The organism is Actinocatenispora comari (assembly GCF_017312725.1).
Classification (GTDB): domain Bacteria; phylum Actinomycetota; class Actinomycetes; order Mycobacteriales; family Micromonosporaceae; genus Actinocatenispora; species Actinocatenispora comari.
In genome coordinates, this window is the sequence record NZ_BOPO01000014.1 from 1 (window position 1) to 17,418 (window position 17,418).

The 17,418-nt window shown below is 73.3% G+C and carries 18 protein-coding genes; 11 read left to right on the forward strand and 7 right to left on the reverse strand.

Annotated features, from left to right (window positions below; genetic code table 11):
- On the reverse strand, positions 1-456 hold a 456-nt coding region (locus NUM_RS05805), incomplete at its 3' end, for a bifunctional adenosylcobinamide kinase/adenosylcobinamide-phosphate guanylyltransferase (protein WP_207123525.1).
- Positions 457-603: 147 nt separating this feature from the next.
- Here NUM_RS05805 and NUM_RS05810 point away from each other — a divergent pair.
- The gene (locus NUM_RS05810) at positions 604-807 is read left to right on the forward strand and encodes a hypothetical protein (RefSeq protein WP_207123526.1); all 204 of its coding nucleotides are present in this window, start codon (positions 604-606) and stop codon (positions 805-807) included.
- A 90-nt stretch (positions 808-897) separates the two neighbouring features.
- Here the strand turns inward: NUM_RS05810 and NUM_RS05815 are convergent, their stop codons facing one another.
- Positions 898-1,896, reverse strand: coding sequence for an aldo/keto reductase family protein (locus tag NUM_RS05815; RefSeq protein ID WP_207123527.1), 999 nt, complete (start codon positions 1,894-1,896; stop codon positions 898-900).
- 238 nt (positions 1,897-2,134) lie between these two features.
- On the opposite strand from NUM_RS05815, the gene NUM_RS05820 reads away from it, so the two are divergent.
- The 5 genes from NUM_RS05820 (at position 2,135) to NUM_RS05840 (ending at position 7,649) form a co-directional block, all read left to right on the forward strand.
- Positions 2,135-3,187: a LacI family DNA-binding transcriptional regulator gene (locus tag NUM_RS05820; RefSeq protein ID WP_207123528.1), complete on the forward strand. Its 1,053-nt coding sequence runs from the start codon at positions 2,135-2,137 to the stop codon at positions 3,185-3,187.
- Between the two features lie 72 nt (positions 3,188-3,259).
- Positions 3,260-4,573: an extracellular solute-binding protein gene (locus tag NUM_RS05825; RefSeq protein WP_207123529.1), complete on the forward strand. Its 1,314-nt coding sequence runs from the start codon at positions 3,260-3,262 to the stop codon at positions 4,571-4,573.
- 3 nt (positions 4,574-4,576) lie between these two features.
- Positions 4,577-5,485 (forward strand): carbohydrate ABC transporter permease, encoded by a 909-nt coding sequence (locus NUM_RS05830; RefSeq protein ID WP_207123530.1) that lies wholly within the window; start codon positions 4,577-4,579, stop codon positions 5,483-5,485.
- Positions 5,472-6,320, forward strand: coding sequence for a carbohydrate ABC transporter permease (locus NUM_RS05835; protein WP_207123531.1), 849 nt, complete (start codon positions 5,472-5,474; stop codon positions 6,318-6,320). Before NUM_RS05830 ends, NUM_RS05835 begins: the two co-directional genes overlap by 14 nt.
- 6 nt (positions 6,321-6,326) lie before the next feature.
- On the forward strand, positions 6,327-7,649 hold the full coding sequence (locus NUM_RS05840) for a sulfatase-like hydrolase/transferase (protein ID WP_207123532.1): 1,323 nt from the start codon (positions 6,327-6,329) through the stop codon (positions 7,647-7,649).
- A gap of 88 nt (positions 7,650-7,737) precedes the next feature.
- Here the strand turns inward: NUM_RS05840 and NUM_RS05845 are convergent, their stop codons facing one another.
- From NUM_RS05845 to NUM_RS05860, 4 genes are all read right to left on the reverse strand, one after another.
- Complete coding sequence (locus NUM_RS05845) at positions 7,738-9,105, reverse strand: WG repeat-containing protein (protein WP_207123533.1); 1,368 nt, start codon at positions 9,103-9,105, stop codon at positions 7,738-7,740.
- A 120-nt stretch (positions 9,106-9,225) separates the two neighbouring features.
- Entirely contained in the window at positions 9,226-10,224 is a 999-nt protein-coding gene (locus NUM_RS05850; RefSeq protein WP_207123534.1) for an alpha/beta hydrolase, read from the reverse strand.
- Between the two features lie 129 nt (positions 10,225-10,353).
- Positions 10,354-11,061, reverse strand: coding sequence for a polysaccharide deacetylase family protein (locus NUM_RS05855; protein ID WP_225918358.1), 708 nt, complete (start codon positions 11,059-11,061; stop codon positions 10,354-10,356).
- 92 nt (positions 11,062-11,153) lie between these two features.
- Positions 11,154-12,377, reverse strand: a complete 1,224-nt coding sequence (locus tag NUM_RS05860; RefSeq protein WP_207123536.1) for a glycosyltransferase family protein — start codon at positions 12,375-12,377, stop codon at positions 11,154-11,156.
- A 329-nt stretch (positions 12,378-12,706) separates the two neighbouring features.
- On the opposite strand from NUM_RS05860, the gene NUM_RS05865 reads away from it, so the two are divergent.
- The gene (locus NUM_RS05865; RefSeq protein ID WP_207123537.1) at positions 12,707-13,339 is read left to right on the forward strand and encodes a DedA family protein; all 633 of its coding nucleotides are present in this window, start codon (positions 12,707-12,709) and stop codon (positions 13,337-13,339) included.
- A gap of 124 nt (positions 13,340-13,463) precedes the next feature.
- Entirely contained in the window at positions 13,464-14,147 is a 684-nt protein-coding gene (locus NUM_RS05870) for an HdeD family acid-resistance protein (RefSeq protein ID WP_225918359.1), read from the forward strand.
- Between the two features lie 119 nt (positions 14,148-14,266).
- Here the strand turns inward: NUM_RS05870 and NUM_RS05875 are convergent, their stop codons facing one another.
- Positions 14,267-14,686 carry a hypothetical protein gene (locus NUM_RS05875; RefSeq protein ID WP_207123539.1) on the reverse strand — a complete coding sequence of 140 codons (420 nt, stop codon included), beginning with the start codon at positions 14,684-14,686 and terminating at the stop codon, positions 14,267-14,269.
- A 204-nt stretch (positions 14,687-14,890) separates the two neighbouring features.
- On the opposite strand from NUM_RS05875, the gene NUM_RS05880 reads away from it, so the two are divergent.
- From NUM_RS05880 to NUM_RS05890, 3 genes are all read left to right on the forward strand, one after another.
- Positions 14,891-15,547 (forward strand): hypothetical protein, encoded by a 657-nt coding sequence (locus NUM_RS05880; protein WP_207123540.1) that lies wholly within the window; start codon positions 14,891-14,893, stop codon positions 15,545-15,547.
- 142 nt (positions 15,548-15,689) lie between these two features.
- A complete protein-coding gene (locus tag NUM_RS05885) occupies positions 15,690-16,319 on the forward strand; it encodes a DUF6069 family protein (RefSeq protein ID WP_207123541.1) in 630 nt (209 codons plus the stop codon).
- A gap of 9 nt (positions 16,320-16,328) precedes the next feature.
- Positions 16,329-17,418, forward strand: a 1,090-nt coding sequence (locus NUM_RS05890; protein WP_207123542.1) for an AI-2E family transporter, incomplete at its 3' end; no start/stop codon positions are given.

Genomic DNA, 17,418 nt, shown 5'->3' on the forward strand with positions numbered 1-17,418 from the left:
CGCGGCCGCCGCGTCGTCGGCGGTACCGGTCGCCGGTGCGGTATCGGCGGCGGCGCGGGCGGTGGCGGTACTGCGCTTGCGGGTCGCCGCCGAGGTGCGCTTGGTGGCGCGCTTCGGCTTCGCCGCCGGCTCGTCGTCGACGACGCCGGCCGCCTCCAGCAGCAGCCCGGCCCAGCCGCCGAGGTCGTCGACCAGCACCGCGGCACCCGCCGGCGCGTCGGCGAGCGCCTCGATCAGCGCGTCCGGCCCGGTCGAGCAGTCGACGGTCTGCCAGGCGTCGCCGCGGCGCTCGCGGTGCGCGGCGATCCGGCGCTGCCAGTCCGGGTCGTCGGGATTCTCCCGGCCGGTGGCCAGGTAGCGCCGCTCGCCGGGTGCGTCCGCAAGCATCCGTTCGGCCAGGCTCGACTTGCCGGAGCTGATCCCGCCCAGTACCAGTACCCGCTGCTCGGTGGTCACGGGAGACATCTTGACCCATGAATGGCTGCCGCCGCGCGCCGGCCCGCTGCCGTCGTCGCCGCGGGACCGTACTCTTACGGAAGATTCCGGCGGCAACTCGGCGGAGTCGCGGGCCCAGCGGCAGTCCAGTGACGAGGAGCGTGGCCGATGGCATGGATGTGGCGGTACCTGGATCAGGCCGGTGAGCCCGTCGAGGGCCCGACCGAGGTCTTCGGCAGCCAGTCGGACGCCGAGTCGTGGCTCGGCCAGTGCTGGCGTGAGCTGTCCGAGAAGGGTGTCACCACCGTCCGGCTGGTCGAGGACGACCGCCAGGAGTACGAGATGAGCCTGCGTCCCACCCCGGCCAGCTGACCGGCGGGTCGACGCCTGCGCCACCCGACCGAGGGCGAGACGGCTGCGCCGCCGTACCCGAGGGCACGGCGGCGCAGGCGGTGGTACGGCTCAGGGGCGAGACGCCGGGCTCTGGGTGCGGGCCGGGTCGCGCTCGATCACCGGATCGAGGATCTCGTCGATCTTGGCGAGCAGCCCCTTGTCCAGCGTGACGCCGGCCGCCTTGACGTTGTCGCGCACCTGCTCGGGCCGCGAGGCGCCGACGATCGCGCTGGCCACGTTCGGGTTCTGCAGCACCCAGGCGACGGCGAGCTGGGCCAGGCTGAGCCCGGCCTCGGCCGCGAGCGGCTCGAGCTGCGCGACCCGGGACAGCACCTCGTCGCGCATCCAGCGGGAGATCATGTCCTTCCCGCCCTTCTCGTCGGTCGCCCGGGAGCCGGCCGGCGGCTGCTGACCCACCTTGTACTTGCCGGTCAGCACGCCCTGCGCGATCGGGGAGAAGACGATCTGGCTCAGGCCGAGGTCTTCGCAGGTGGGCACCACCTCGGACTCGATCACCCGCCAGATCGCGTTGTACTGCGGCTGGTTGGACACCAGCGGGACGCGCAGCTCGGCGGCGAGCTTCGCGGCGGCGCGGATCTCCTCGGCCCGCCACTCCGAGACGCCGATGTAGAGCGCCTTGCCGGACCGCACCACGTCGGCGAAGGCCGTCATGGTCTCTTCCAGCGGCGTGTCGTAGTCGTACCGGTGCGCCTGGTAGAGGTCGACGTGGTCGGTGCCGAGCCGGCGCAGCGAGCCGTCGATCGACTCCAGGATGTGCTTGCGGGACAGGCCGCGGTCGTTCTTGCCGGGCCCGGTCGGCCAGTAGACCTTGGTGAAGATCTCCAGCCCTTCCCGCCGCTCACCGGCGAGCGCCTTGCCGAGCACCGTCTCGGCCCGGGTACCGGCGTACACGTCGGCGGTGTCGAACGTGGTGATGCCCTCGTCGAGCGCGGCCCGCACGCAGGCGAGGGCGGCGTCCTCCTCGACCTGGGAGCCGTGCGTGAGCCAGTTGCCGTACGAGATCTCGGAAACGATCAGGCCGGATCGGCCAAGGTGTCGGAACTCCATGAACCCGACCCTATCGCCGTACGGGCGCCGGCTCGGGTGGTCGTGACCGGTCCCATCCCGCGCGCCGCCGCACCCCGCTTGGTTCGACTCTCGTCGTATGATGCCGGCACCGCTTCGCACCTCGACCCGCGCGACCTTCCGCTCGGATTTCCTACAGAGCCAGTAGGGTATTGACTCGCGGGCATGAGTGGGTAATCGTGTAACCAGCCATCGCGGACCAACCGCCCGAGGGGGTGCGATGCCGGAGAAGGCGGGCCGTGCGCCCACTCAGCGCGACGTCGCCGCCGCGGCCGGTGTTTCGACCGCGACGGTGTCGTACATCCTCAGTGGCCGGCGCGACCGGGTCACGCCGGTGACCCCGGAGACCCGGGAGCGGGTGCTGCGCGCGGTGGAGCAGCTCGGCTACCGGCTCGACCACTCCGGCCGGTCGCTGCGCCGCCGGCGCACCGAGCTGGTCTGCGTGGTGTACCGGATGCCGGACAACCCGTGGGTCGAGCGGCTGGCCGAACAGGTGCAGACGATCGGCGCGCGGTCCGGCTACTCGATGATCGCCCTCCCGCTGCCGTCGCGCCCGCCGGCCGAGCCGGTACCGCGCCCCTCGCCGCTGCGCGTGCTGCGGGAGCGGTACGTGGACGGGGCGATCGTCGCGAACGGCACCCTGATCGAGCCGGCCGAGCTGCGCCGGCTCGCCGCCGGCGGCCTGTCGCTGGTGGTGTTCCACGACGCGCTGGCGCCGGCCGGGTTCGACGTCGTCGACCTGGTGCAGCGGTCCGCGCTGACCGACCTGGTCGGTCACCTGCTCGACCGCGGCCACACCCGGATCGGGTACCTGGCTCACGACGTGGAGCTCGCCGCGCCGGACGACGAGGTGCAGTCGCTGAAGTACCGGACGGTCGCGGCGGCGCTCGCCGCGGCCGGCGCGCCGCTGGACCCCCGCCTGGTGGTGCCCGGTGCGGACGTGCGGGAACGCGCGTACGTCGAGACGCAGCGGCTGCTGCGCATCGAGAACCCACCGACCGCACTGATCTCGTCCTCCGACCGGGGGGCGATCGACGCCATCTGGGCCGCCCGCGACCTGGGCGCGTCGGTGCCGGGCGATCTCGCGATCGCCGGCATCGGCAACGGTACCGAGGGGTCGGCGATCCGGCCCGCACTGACCACCGTCGGGCTGCCGAGGCTCGACTTCACCGTCCCGGTGACCCGGCTGTTCGAGCGCATCACGGCGCCGGGCGAGCTGCCGGGCGACCGGATACCCCAACCGTGGCAGCTGATCGTGCGCGAATCGACCTGAGCGGCCCGTCCCGTCGGGACCTCGCGACACCGCCGGGCGATCGCCGATCGGCCCATCAGCAGAGGAGTCACCATGGTCGAGCGAGACAGTCGGAAACCGGATCCGACCCCGCGCGCCGGATGGACCCGGCGTGGCGTGTTCGGCTCCGCGGCGGCGCTGGGCGTCGGCGCGCTGGCGGCGTGCGGCGGCAACGCGCCGAGCGAGGGCGGCGGCAGCGGGGACAAGACGTTCACGCTGTACTGGAACGCCGGGCACGGCTACGCCGCCTACACGAAGCTGATCAAGAAGTTCGAGTCGGACCACGGGATCACGGTCAACTGGCAGAAGTTCCAGTGGCCGGACCTGCAGACCAAGCTGGCCGCGGACATGCAGTCGGGCCAGGTGGCGGACCTGGTCGAGGACGACGGCAGCGGCTGGCCGCTGTCCTACGCGGCGACCGGCGACGCGTACCCGCTGGACGAGTTCATCGCGAAGGACGGCGAGAAGATCGGGTACCCGAACGACTGGCAGGCCAACGCGTTGCGCAACAGCCGGTACCAGGGCAAGACGTACGGGATCCCGCTGCACCTGACCTGCAACCTGCTGTTCTACAACAAGACCATGTTCGCCGCGGCCGGAATCAAGCAGCCGCCGTCGGACTGGGACGAGTTCCTCGCCACCGCCCGCAAGCTGACCAGGGGCGACCAGTACGGCGTGGCGCTCAACTCCGACCCCGGCTACCTGTCCCCGTGGATGCTGCAGAACGGCGTGCGGTACTGGGATCCCGCCACGAAGAAGGTCATGACGCCGGTACCGCAGGCGATCGAGGCGATGCGGTTCCAGCACGACCTGATCTACCGGTACAAGGTGTCGCCGGCACCGTCGGCGACCGCCGACTACGAGGGCCCGGAGAAGCTGTTCGTGGCCAAGCGGGCCGCGATGATGCTCAGCGGGCCGTGGGACTTCGCGCCGATCAAGAAGACCGCGCCGGATCTCGACTACGGGCTCGCCCTGCCGCTCGAGCGGAGCGTGCGGGCCACCAACTTCGCCGGCAGCGGCGTGTTCATCCCGGCCAAGGCGAAGCACAAGGACCTCGCCTGGGACCTGATCAAGCGGCTCACCGCGCTGGACGTGGAGAACGCGGTCACCCGGGAGACCGGCGTGACCATGCCGCGCAAGACCTGGGCCAAGCAGTCCTGGGTGCAGGACGACAAGCAGGTCGGTGCGGTGGCGCGGGCGCTGGCGTACGGGACGAGCTGGCCGAACGGGATCGACGCCACCGGCAAGGCGCCGCAGCTGGACGACACGCTGCGCTCGGCGTACCAGTCGACGATCGTCAAGAACGGCGACCCGGCCGCGGCGGTGCGCAACTTCCGTTCCGCGGCAACGAAACTGGTCGGGGGCTGAGCCGTGGTCGCCACCGTCGAGCGCGCCGCCGCCGTGGCACCGGTACGGCGGCGGGCCCCGATGCGGCGCCGGCAGGCGCGCACCGCGCTCGCGTTCCTCGCCCCGGCGCTGCTGTTCTTCGCGCTGCTGTTCTTCTACCCGCTGCTGCGGGAGCTGTACACCAGCGTGTTCACCGGGCCGCGGGCCGACGTGTACGCCGGCCTGGGCAACTACACCAAGGCTTTCGACGACCCGGTGGCCCGGCACGCGTTCTGGGTGACCGTCCAGTACGGGCTGGGCGTGGTGGTCGGCGCGATCGTGCTCGGGCTGGTACTCGCGGTGATCCTGAACCAGCGGATGCGCGGCCGGTCGGTGTTTCGCGGCATCCTGCTGGTGCCGTACCTGACCTCGATCGCCATCGTGGGTCTGCTGTGGCGCAACATCCTCGACCCGGACACCGGGATCCTCAACCGGGTGCTGCACAGCGTCGGCCTGCCGACCCAGAACCTGCTGGCCGAGCACCCGCTCGCGACGCTGGTGGCGGTCGCGATCTGGCAGCAGGTCGGCTACACCACGGTGCTGTTCCTGGCCGGCCTGCAGGGCATCCCGGAGCTGTACTACGAGGCGGCGGAGGTGGACGGTGCCTCGGTGTGGCGCCGGTTCCGGCACGTGACGCTGCCGCTGCTGGCGCCGACGACGCTGTTCGTGTCGGTGATCGGCGTCATCTCGGCGATGCAGGAGTTCGCGCTGCCCTACCTGGTCACCCAGGGCGGCCCGGACAACGCCAGCGACCTGTACGTGTACCAGGTGTGGAAGACCGCGTTCGGTTTCCGCGACTTCGGGTACGCCTCGGCGCTGTCCTACCTGCTGCTGATCGTGATCCTGGTGTTGTCGCTCGTTCAGCTCAAGGTGGGTCAACGTGGCGAGTCCTGAACGCAACCGCACCGACCGGCTGTTCCCCGGCGCCCGCGGCGTCGGGTACGCCGTGGTGCTGGTGGTCTGCCTGCTGACGGTGATCCCGCTGGCGTACATGATCTCGCTGTCGTTGCAGTCCGACGGCGAGATCCTGGCCGGCAACCCGGTGCTGTGGCCGGCGCACCTGCACTTCGACAACTACCAGCGGCTGTTCGGCGAGGTGCCGTACGCGCGGTTCTTCGTCAACAGCACCGTGATGGCCGGCACGATCACGATCGCGCACCTGATCCTGGACCCGCTCGCCGGGTACGCGTTCGCCAAGTTCTCGTTCCCGTTCAAGCGGACGCTGTTCATCGCGGTGCTGGCGACGCTGATGGTGCCGTTCTTCGTCCGGATGATCCCGGTGTACGTGCTGTTCTCGCAGCTCGGTTGGCTGAACACCTACCAGGGGCTGGTGGTGCCGTTCCTGTGTGACGCGTACGGCATCTTCCTGATGCGGCAGTTCCTCGCCGCGCTGCCGGACGAGCTGATCGACGCCGGCCGGGCCGACGGCGCCGGCGAGCTGCGCATCTTCGCCAGAATCATTCTGCCGCAGGCGAAACCGGCGCTCGCGGTGCTGGCGCTGTTCACCTTCGTGTTCCAGTGGAACAACTTCCTCTGGCCGCTGCTCGCCACCTCCACCACCGACATGCGCACGATGCCGGTCGGGCTGACCATGTTCAACCAGGAGTACTTCACCCAGTGGAACCTGACCGCGGCCGGCGCCGTGGTGCTGTTCGTCCCGACCGCGGTGCTGTTCTTCTTCACCCAGCGATACCTGGTCCGCGGTGTCGCCCTGACCGGACTGAAATGAGGGTCGATGACCAACGTCGTGGTGTTCCTGACCGACCAGCAGCGGTGGGACACGATGGGCCTGCACGGCAACCCGCTGGAGCTGACGCCCAACCTCGACCGGTTCGCGGCCGGCGGCACCTTCTGCGAGTACGCCTTCACCAACCAGCCGGTGTGCGCGCCGACCCGGGCGTGCCTGCAGACCGGCCGGTGGCCGACCCAGACCGGCGTGTACCGCAACGAGATCCCGCTACCCACCGACGCCGACACGATCGCCCGCCGGTTCGCCGCCGGCGGGTACGAGACGGCGTACGTGGGCAAGTGGCACCTGGCGGAGATGGACGACGCGCCGGTGCCGCCCGAGCTGCGCGGCGGGTACGAGCACTGGTTCGCCGCCGACGCGGTCGAGCTGATGTCGGACGCCTACGACGCCAAGCTGTACGACGGTGACGGGGTGCTGCACGAGCTGCCCGGGTACCGGTCGGACGCGTTCGTGGACGCCGCGATCCGCTGGCTGTCCCGCCCGCACGACCGGCCGTTCCTGCTGTTCGTGTCGGTGATCGAGCCGCACCACCAGAACAGCCGGGACGCCTACCCGGCGCCCGACGGCTACCGCGAGCGGTACGAGAACCGGTGGGTGCCCTCGGATCTCGCCGCGCTCGGCGGGTCGACCCAGCAGCACCTGGGCGGCTACTGGGGCATGGTCAAGCGGGTCGACGAGGGGTTCGGCCGGCTGCTGGACGCGCTGCGCAGCCTGCGCCTGCTCGACGACACGGTGGTCTGCTACACCACCGACCACGGCTGCCACTTCAAGACCCGCAACGGCGAGTACAAGCGGTCCGCGCACGACGCGTCGATCCGGATCCCGTTGGCGTTCAACGGGCCCGGCTTCGTCGCCGGCGGCCGGCGACCGGAGCTGGTCAGCCTGCTGGACGTGGCGCCCACCCTGCTGGACGCGGCCGGGTTGCCGCACGACGACCTGCCCGGCCGGTCGGTCGCCGACGCGGTGCGCGGCGCCACCGACTGGCCGCAGGAGGTGTATGTGCAGATCTCCGAGTCGCAGGTGGGGCGGGCGATCCGGACCCGGCGCTACACGTACGCGGTGACCGCGCCGGACGCCGACGGGTGGCACGACCCGGCCGCCTCCCGCTACGTCGAGGAGCTGTTGTACGACAACGTGTCCGACCCGCACCAGCTGGCGAACCTGGCCGGCCTGGCGTCCCACCGCGACCTCGCCGACCGGCTCCGGGAGCGGCTGCTCGCCCGCCTCGCCGCGGCCGGCGAGCCCACCGCCACCATCGACCCCGCCCCACCGCGCCCCTCCGGGCAACGCCGGTCCTACCCCCTCTGACGCCGGCCCGGGTCGAACGTGCCGCGTCGCCCTGCCCGGCTGCCGGTGCGGCACCATGATCAACCGGCCGGTGGGACCGGCGGATCGGTCAGAGGACGGCGCGGGAGTCGCGCAGCCGGCTGTCGATGTCGCGCAGGATCCCCTCGCGGGTCTCGTGGTGCGGCTCGATCAGCAGGCTGCCGTCGCGCTTCAGCGCGCCCCAGCTGCCGGGCTCACCGGGCACCTTGTCGGCGTCCGAGGGGTGCGGGTACACCGAGTCGTCCAGCTTGATCAGGAACCCGACCGGGTGGATGTTGACCTCGGCGTAGCTGGCCGGGACCACCAGCCGGCCCGCGGTGTCGAGCACGCCGCGCCGGCCGATCCGGTCGACGACCGCGAGCCGCTCGGCGGTGAACCCGAGGATGTGCCGGCCGTCCGCGGTCGCGGTCAGCACCTGGTCGTAGTCGAACGGGATCGCGACCTCGCCGTACCGGTCGATGGCGCCGAACACGCCGTCGCCGCGGCGCAGCACCGACATGCCGAACCGGAACGGCCGCGGATCCAGGTACCCGTCGGCCGGCACCGCGACCTCGCCGTCCACCGTGATGGCCTGCCAGCTGTCCGGCTCGTCGGTCGGCTGGACCCAGGCCAGCCCCTCGCTGAACGGCGCCGCCTCGCGCAGCCGGCGCGGCCGGGACAGCGACTCGCCGCGCTGGTCGATCACCTCCCAGCCGAGCGCGCCGGCCCGCCGCACCCACGCCTTCCCCTCGTGGAACGGCTTCGCCTCGTCGAACAGCGGCCCGATCACCTGCTCACCGGCCGGATCCCGGTAGCTCCACCGGCCGGTGGAGGCGTCCCGCACGCAGACCGGCACCGGCTCCTGGCCGAGCAGCTCCGGCCGGGTGCGCCGGTAGGGGCCCCACCCGCGCAGCGTCGCGTGCGTCAGCACCGCCTCCAGCGCGACCTCGACCGTCTGGACGAACTCCGAGCCGGCGTCCGGCCGCAACGCGAGCGCCTTCTCGAAGTGCTCGCACGCCTCGATGTTGCGGCCCTGCTCGAAGCAGCAGGTACCGGTCTGCAGGTGGATCGCGGCGCGCAGCCGGTCGGGCAGGTCGTCGGAGGCGGCCAGCGCGTACTCCCGGTCGGCGGCGGCGTGCTGGCCGGCCGCCTGGTACGCGTGCGCGAGCCGGGTCCGGGCGATCGCGGTGCGGCGCATGCTGCCGGTCAGCTCGGCCGCCTCCACCGCGCGCTTGCCGTCGTCCAGCGCCGCGTCCAGCTCGTCGAGCAGCCGGTGCGCGACCGACCGCAGCCCGTACTGGCGGGATCGCGCCGCGTCGCTGCCGGGCAGCGCGAGCTGGCTGGTGAGGGCCGCACGGGCAGCGTCGACCGACTCCCGGTCGTCGATCGACTCGCGCAGCGTCTCCGGGTCGAGGCGCCACGGGAGGGCCGAAAGCACGGCCTCCGGGTCTGCCGTCACGGACACATCGTGCCGGATCGATGGCTGCGCCGCGCACCCGCACCACGCCGAGACGGCCGCCCAGCTCGTCTTTTACTCGGCTCGACACTACGGGTAGGGGTGCAGGTCACGATGGGTGTCCTAAGCGGCGACGGCGGGACGGTGCAGGGCGCCGAGCAGCATCGGCAGCGACCGGTGCAGCTCGCGCTGCCAGTACGGCCAGGAGTGGGTGCCCGGGCCGTAGAAGTCGGTGACCAGGTGCCGGGCGTGCAGGGCGGTGAGCCGGGCGGCCAGGTGGTGCCCCTCGGCGTCGAACAGCGTCTCGTACGCGCTGGTGGCGCCCGGCTTGTCGTACGGCCCGGCGGTGCCGTCGCCCGAGGACAGGAACACCGGGATCCGGCGCAGCACCTTCGCCAGGTAGTACGGGTCGTGCGCGGCCCAGATGTCGCGCTGCGCGACCGGGTCGCCCCACAGCGCCAGCGGGTCGGCGCCCTGGCCGGCGCTGATCTGCAGCACGTTCTCCGGGCCGCCGGGGGAGTAGAGCGGGTCGACCACCCCGGAGTACGACGCGGCGGCACGGAACATGCCCGGATGCCGGCCGGTGTACGACAGGGCGCCGAAGCCGCCCATCGACAGGCCGGCGATCACCCGGTCGCTGCTCGCCCCGTACCCGCGCTCGACGATCTGGCGCACCTCACCGAGGTGGAAGGTCTCCCAGGCCGGGGCGCCGCCGGCGCCGTGGTTCCACCAGTTCGAGTACCAGCCGGTGACGCCGGCCTCCGGCATCACCACCAGCACGTGCCGCAGCGCCGGGATGCTCGCCACGTCGGTCAGCGCGGTCCAGCTGGTGTAGTCGCCGCAGCAGCCGTGCAGCAGCCACAGCGTCGGCCAGTGCCGGTGGCTCGCCGCCGACCAGCCGTCCGGGGTCAGCAGCCGAACCGGCGCCGTGGTACCCAGCGCCGGCGACGAGATCGTCAGGTCCAGCTGCCGGTCGGCCACCTGGTGCTCGGCCACGACCCGGGCTCCGTCGCCGGCGACGACCGCCCGGTCGGGTACCGCCGCGGCCGGCGCGGCGCCGACCAGCACCGCGGCGACGACGGCCAGAGCGGCCAGGAAAGCGGACCAACGGCGGGCAAGCATGCGACCACCTCGCAGGACGCGGGGACGGCGTCGGCGGGGCGACCGACACCGGTACTTGCCACTTTCTACCGCATTTTCCTGTCTGAGCGACAGCGTGTGGGGCTCACGTGTTCCGGCCGGCGCGGTGCGTCACCGCGGGTCGGGCAGGCCGTGGTCGTGCAGCGGGCCGACCTTCCACCCGGCGTCCTGGCACAGGTCGAGGATCGTCGGCACCGCGGCGAGGGTGGCTCGCCACGACTCCGGCGCCGCGGTGTCGCTCGCCGTGTCGTGCAGCAGGATCGTGCCGCCGCCGCGCAGGTCCCGGGCCACGGTCCGGTACACCGCGGAGCCGGTGGCCTGCGCGGTCCAGTCCCGGCCCCAGGTGGTCCACAGCACGGTACGCATCCCCAGCCGGTGCGCCGCGGCCCACGCCGCGCTGCTGAGCACCCCGTACGGCGGGCGGAAGAACCGTGGCGGCGTGCCGGCGGCCGTCGCCACCAGCTCGTGCGCCCGGGCCAGGTGGTCGGCGACCCGGCGCGGCGAGTACCGCAGCAGCAGCTTGTGGTGCAGGCCGTGCACCGCGAGCTCGTGGCCGGCGGCGGCGATCTCGGCGGCGAGCCGCGGATGCCGCGCGACGTTCGCGCCGACCAGGAAGAACGTCGCGGTGACCCCGCGGTCGGCGAGCAGTTGCAGCATCTTCGGGGTCGAGGTCGGGTTCGGCCCGTCGTCGAAGGTGAGCGCGACGTGGTCGGCGCGGCCGGTGCCGGCGAGCGTCGGCGCGAACCGTCGCCGCGGCGCGGCCAGCGCCAGCACCGCCGGCGCCGCGTGCAGCGCGGCCGCGCCGGCCAGCGCTGCCACCGCCGTACCGGCGACCCGCCGACCGGTTCGCCCGCGTCGTGCCGGCAGACTGGTCGCGTACCGGGACGCCGTGCCGCCGCCGCCTCGCCCGGTCATGCGATCCGCCGCAGCGCCGGGGCGGGCGCGGCCACCGCCGCGAGCTCCGCCACCACCGTCGCCGGGTCCGCCTTGGCCGGCTCGGTCGCCGGGCGGCGCGGCTCGTGCAGCGCCGCGGCCAGCTCGTTCCCGTCGCGTACCCAGTAGGCCAGGCCGGCGGCGTCGAACGCCTCGGCGTTGGTGCGGCCGTGGCCGGGCAGCGGCCGGTGGATCAGCACCGGCACGCCCAGCTCGGTCGCCTCCACCGAGGTGATGCCGCCGCCGTTGGTGACCACCGCGTCACAGGCCCGCATCAGCGTGGCCATCTCGTCCACCCACCCGAGGGTAATGCCCACCCCGGCGGCGGCCAGCTCGGCCCGCAGCGCCTCGTTCGTCGCGCAGACCACCACCGGTACCGCCGTGCCGGTCGCCGCGATCTCCCGCGCGGTGCGGGCGACGTCGCCCACCGCCCAGGCGCCGCCGGCGACCAGCGCCAGCCGCCCGGTGACCGGCAGCCCGAGCCGGCGCCGGGCAGCCGCCTGGCTCTGCTGCGGTCCGGACCGGAACTGGCTGCGTACCGCCGCGTCGACCCGGCGTACCCGCCGGGCGCCGAGCGCGGTGATCTGCTCGGCGGTGATCCGGTGCGCGGCCAGGTAGCAGTCGCAGCCCCGCTCCATCCACAGTGGATGGACCGACACGTCGGTCAGGTAGGTCAGCACCGGCGCGGTGAGCCGGCGGCGCCGCGCCAGCCGGCCACGGCGCCGCATCCGGCCCAGTACCAGGGTGGCGAGCGGGTAGGTGGACAGCACCGCCGCCGCGCCCGCGGTCCGGCGGCGCAGCGCGCGGCCGGTCAGCAGCGTGCACAGCACGGCGACGAGCCAGCACACCGGCCTCGCCCGCAGCAGCGTGCACAGCACGCCCCAGCTGGCCGGCAGCACCGACAGCTGGCCCGCGTACAGCCGGCGCAGCAGCGCGCCGGTGCGGCCCGGGAACTGGTCCATGAAGTCGTACGTGTCGACCGTGAACCCGCTGGCCCGCAGCCGCCGGCCGAGCTCGTCGGCGCAGGCGTTGTGGCCGCCGCCGATACCGGCCGACACGATGGCGATCCGGGCGCCGGAGTCGGCGCCGCTGCACGGTACCGGCGGGGTGGCGTGCCGGCGGCGCCGCGGCAGCCGGACGAGGCGCGCGCCGCCCCGGTTACCGGGACGGGACAGGGCAGGCAACGTTGCCGCGCTGGGCATCTGGGGACTCCAAGACAGGCGTTGAGACGTGATCCGATGCGTCGACGACGACGGCGTCGACACATCGGGACCGGACATCCGGCTCTCAACACGCTCTCAGTTTCGGCGTTGCGCCGACATGCTGGCTTCCCCTGATCTTGGCCTGGTGCTACCCCGAGTCCGATCACCCCGGCTAGCCCTGAGTGATGTCCGGGTTGGCGCCCCTGACATGCGCAGACGCCCGTACCAGCGGTCTCAGGGACGCCCGGGGGAGTTGCCCGGATGCTTCTCGGGTGTCCGATCGGTGAGGCTGCTGCCATGATCGACTCCGCCGCGCCGCTGGCCCCGCCGTGCACCTGCTGACCCGCTGGGTGCTGAGCCTGCCGCCGTACCTGATGTGCGCGGTGCCGGCGCTGGTGGTGCTGGCCGAGCCGGCCCTGCTGGTCGGCGTGGTCCTGCCCAGCGTCGGGTCGATGCTGCTGCTCGGCTTCCTCGCGCACGCCGGCGCGGTACCGCTGGTGCCGGCGATGGCGTGCGGCGTGGCCGGCGCGACCGTCGGCGACTCCCTGGGCTACCTGGCCGGCCGCCGCTGGTCACGTCGGCGGGACCGGCTGCGCCGGCTGGTCGGCGCCGTGCGGTGGGACCGGGCGGAGTCGTTCGTGCTGCGCTTCGGTGGGTGGGCGGTGGTGGCGGCGCGGTTCCTCACCGGGCTGCGCACCCTGGTGCCGCGGCTCGGTGGGCTCTCCGGCATGCCGTACCGGCGGTTCCTCGCGTTCAGCGGGCCGGCCGGTGCGGTGTGGGGCGCCGGCTTCGTCGCGGTCGGCTACCTCGCCGGCGCCTCGTACGGCCGGGTGGCGGGCCTGCTCGGCACCGGCGGCATGATGGCGCTCGGCGCGCTGGCGCTCGCCGTCGTCGCCGGGTGGGTGGTGCTGCGGGTGCGCCGGTGGCGCCGCGCCGCGGTACCGGATGTCCCGCCCGGGTGATCGGTTCCCCCGTTTTCCCTTGGTGCGCCCCGACTGCGGGATACCGTCCAGTTGAGACGGACGGTGCGTGGGGACACCGCACGGCACCCGGCCGTACCGACGGGAGGGGGCCGCCGTGACGACGATGCAGCGCAACCGGCAGCGCCGGGAGGCGATCGGGCCGTGGTGGCTGTTCCTCGTCACCGGCATCGCCTGGGCCCTGCTCGCGCTCGCCGTGCTGCAGTTCAGCCTGGCCAGCGTCGCCGCGATCGCGGTGCTGTTCGGCGCGGTACTGCTCGCCGCCGGCCTGAACGAGTTCCTGATCGCCGCGCTGCACCGGCACTGGCGGTGGGCGCACGTGGTGCTCGGCGTGCTGTTCGTGGCCGGCGCCGTCGCCGCGTTCGTCTGGCCGGGTCCGACGTTCGTCGCACTGTCCCGCATCCTCGCCTGGTTCCTGCTGTTCAAGGGCGTCTTCGACGTGATCGACTCGCTCGCGGTGCGGGTCGAACTGTGGTGGCTGCGGCTGATCACCGGTGCGCTGGAGATCGCGCTGGCGTTCTGGGCGGTCGGCTACACCGGCCGGTCCGCGGTGCTGCTGGTGGCGTGGGTCGGGATCGGCGCGATGATGCGCGGCATCACCGAGATCGTGTTCGCCTTCGACGTGCGGGCCGCGTTGAGCGCCGGCACGCCGGTACCGGAACCGCCGCAGCAGCAACCGTCCTGGCCGGTGAACCAGCCGCCGGCCGGTACCCGGCCGACCAGCCACACCGCCGCCGACCAGCCGCGCCCGGCCACCGAGGTACCGCCGGAGCAGCGCCCCACGCCGTGACCGGCCGGCGGTGATCGGCGCCGGCGGCCGGCGGTGATCGGCGTCGGCGGCCGACGTGGCCGCCGGGGGTCGGGCCGCCGGCGGAGAGCCCGACGGGAACCGACCGGTCGGGGGAGCCGTCAGGCCGGGAGCGGGTGGGCGAGGCGGTCCTGTTCGACTGCGGTCAGCGGTACCGACAGCCGGCGCCCGTGGCGCAACCCGGCCAGCCAGACCAGCCGGTTGCCCGGTCCCGCCAGCCCGACGATCGCGGCCGAACCCGGCGCCAGGCTCCCGGCGGTACGGCGCACCGTCGCGTCGGTGAGCCCGAGTTGCGGTGGCCGGCGGATCGGCACCGGGTGCAGCGCGGACGAGACCGGCAGCACGAACAGCGCGCCGACCACCATCGCCCAGTCGATGCCGTCCCGCTCGTCGCGGTCGATCCGCACCCGGTGATCGTCATCGACCCACACCAGGGCCGCATCGACCTGCCGGGGGCGTCGCCGCCACACCGCACGCGCATCGTCGTACCGGTCGAACCAGAGCACCGTCAACTGCGCCATGGCCACCTCATCTCACCGCGGCCGGGCCCCAGCGACTGTTGGGGAACCGATCGCAGCGTACCCATCGACGGATCTCGATCGGGTGAGATTCGTTGCGGGCCAACCGATCGGGTGCCTGCACCGGTGACCGCGCGGTTCGCGGTGCCTACCGTCGAACGGGTACGGCACCCGCGCTGCGGTGCCGGGCACCCCGGGGAGGCGGCGATGGGTGGTGCGATCCTCGCGGTACTGCCGTTCGCGCCCGGGCTGCTGCTGTCGCCGCTGCCGCCGGTCGCGACGAGCATGCTGGCCATGGCCGACGACGGGCGCCGCCGCGCGCGGCTGTTCACCCTGTACTGGTGGGGCGGGGTGCTGCTGGCCAGCCTCGCCGCCGGCCTGGCGCTGCGGCTGTCGACGCCCGGGGTGCGGCTGGCCGACCACGCCGACCGGCTGGCCAGCATGCTGCTCGCGGTGGCGCTGGTCGCCGTCGCCCTGGTGCGCGGGTACGGGCTGGTCGGGTGCCGTTACCGCAGCACCTGGCGGTCGCCGACGTGGCTGTGGCGGGTCGGTACGCTGCCGACCAACCGGGCCGGGCCGTTCGCGGTGCGGGTGCTGTGCACCGATCCGCTGCACCTGCTGATCCTCGCGGCCGCGGCGGTGGCGCTCGCCGCGACACCGGGGGGCTGGCCGGCACAGCTCGCCGCCGCGGCGCTGCTCGCGCTCGCCGGTACGCTCGGTGTCGCGCTCCCGCTGATCGTCTCGTACGTCGCGGGCTGGTCCGGGTCGGTCCGGCTGCACGCGCTGCGCAGCACCCCGATCCGCGCGTACCACGGGGTCGGCTTCTGGCTCTCCGTCGGCTATGCGGCGTTCCTGCTCACCTGACCTGGCCCGACCACGCACCGTGTTCGACGAATCGGCGCGTTCGCCTGCGCCGGGCGCAAACCCTCCACGATGCTGAAGTGGTGCCTGCCCGGGCGCCGCCGGTGCATCCGCCGCGGTGCCCCTCACACCGGGGGTGAGCGACGTGACCTGGTACGGATCGGCCAAGCCACACCGGCCGGAGGATCCGACCACACCGATGCCGGCGTCCGGCGGTACGCCCGGCTCGGCATCGGGCGGGCGGGCCGGCAGCTCCGGGCACGATTTCGGCCCGCCGATGCCGCAGGCGCCCGGCGACTACGCACCGGCGTCGAGCCGGCGGTCCACCAAGCCGCGGGTGAACGCGGCGCGGCTGTGGACCGGCGGCCTGGTCAGCGCGCTGATCGCGGCCGGTCTGGCGATCGTGGCGTACCTGGTGATCCACGGCATCTTCAACCTGCCGATGCTCGGCGTGCGGCCGGACGGCGGCGCGGTGTCCGCCACCATGGCCGGCTACGCGGTCGGCGCCGGCGTCGCCGCGCTGCTGGCCACCGCGGTGATGCACCTGCTGATGCTCGGCACCCCGCGGCCGTTCTTCTACTTCGGCTGGATCGGCGGGTTGTGCACCGTGATCGCGGTGCTGATCCCGCTGATCACCACCCAGCACTGGGACGTCAAGGGCGCCACCGCGGCGGCCAACCTGGTCCTCGGCATCGCGATCACCGTGCTGGTGCAGGGCACCGCGCACACCGCGATCCAGTACCCGAACCGGCAGCAGTACCCGCCGGTCGGCTGACCGCGGGCGATGACGGCGCCGCCGGCCCGACCGGTACCGCTGTGGCGCTACGCGTTGATCACCGGCGTCGTCCTGGTCACCGTCGGGGTGGCGCTGCTCGTCGTGCAGGCCCGCGCCGTACTGGTGCTGATCTTCCTGAGCTTCCTGCTCGCCGCCGGCCTCGACCCGCTGGTGCGCCGGCTGCAGCGACTGGTGCCCCGGCGCGGCCTCGCCGTGGCGATCCTGGTGCTCGGCTCGGTGGTGGTCGTCGCCGGGCTGTCGCTGGTGGCGTTCCTGCCGGCCGCCCGCCAGTTCGCCGCGTTCGTGCAGGCCGTGCCGAACCTGGTCCAGGACATCGCGCACCAGGTCGGCAGCAAGGACACCCCGCTCGGCCGGTACCTGTCGCAACCGGCGGTGCAGCAGGCGATCCACGACGCGCTGGGCCGGCTGCCCGCCCTGCTGTCGTCTGGCGTCGGCGCGCTGTTCGGACTGCTCGGCAAGATCCTCGGCGCCGTGTTCAGCGTGCTCACCGTCGGCGCCCTGACCGTGTACTTCATGCTCGCGCTGCCGCGGATCGTGGCGATGCTGGGCGCGCTGCTCGGCACGGCGGAGCGCGCCGCGGTGCTGGACGAGGCGCTGGGCAAGATCGGCGGGTACATCACCGGCCAGCTGGTGATCTGCGTGGCCGCCGGCGCCAGCGCGTACGTGTTCTTCCTGATCGTCGGGGTGCCCTACCCGGCGCTGATCGCGCTCGGTGTCGCGATCCTCGACCTGGTGCCGCAGATCGGTGCCAGCCTCGGCGCGGTACTGGGTGCGGCGATGGCACTGACCGTCTCGATCGGCGTGGCGCTCGGCACCATCGCGTTCTTCGTGGCCTACCAGCAGCTGGAGAACTACGTACTGGCGCCGCGGATCCTGGCCCAGGCCACCGCGCTGTCACCGCTGACCGCGTTCATCGCGGCGCTGGTCGGCGGGTCGGCCGCCGGCATCCTCGGCGCGGTCGCCGCGCTGCCGGTCACCGCCGCCCTGCAGGTCGTCGTCCGGTACGCGCTGCGCCACCGGCTCCCCGCGACCGGGCCGGCGCCACCGCGGCCGGATGGCACCCCGCCCCGGCCGGACG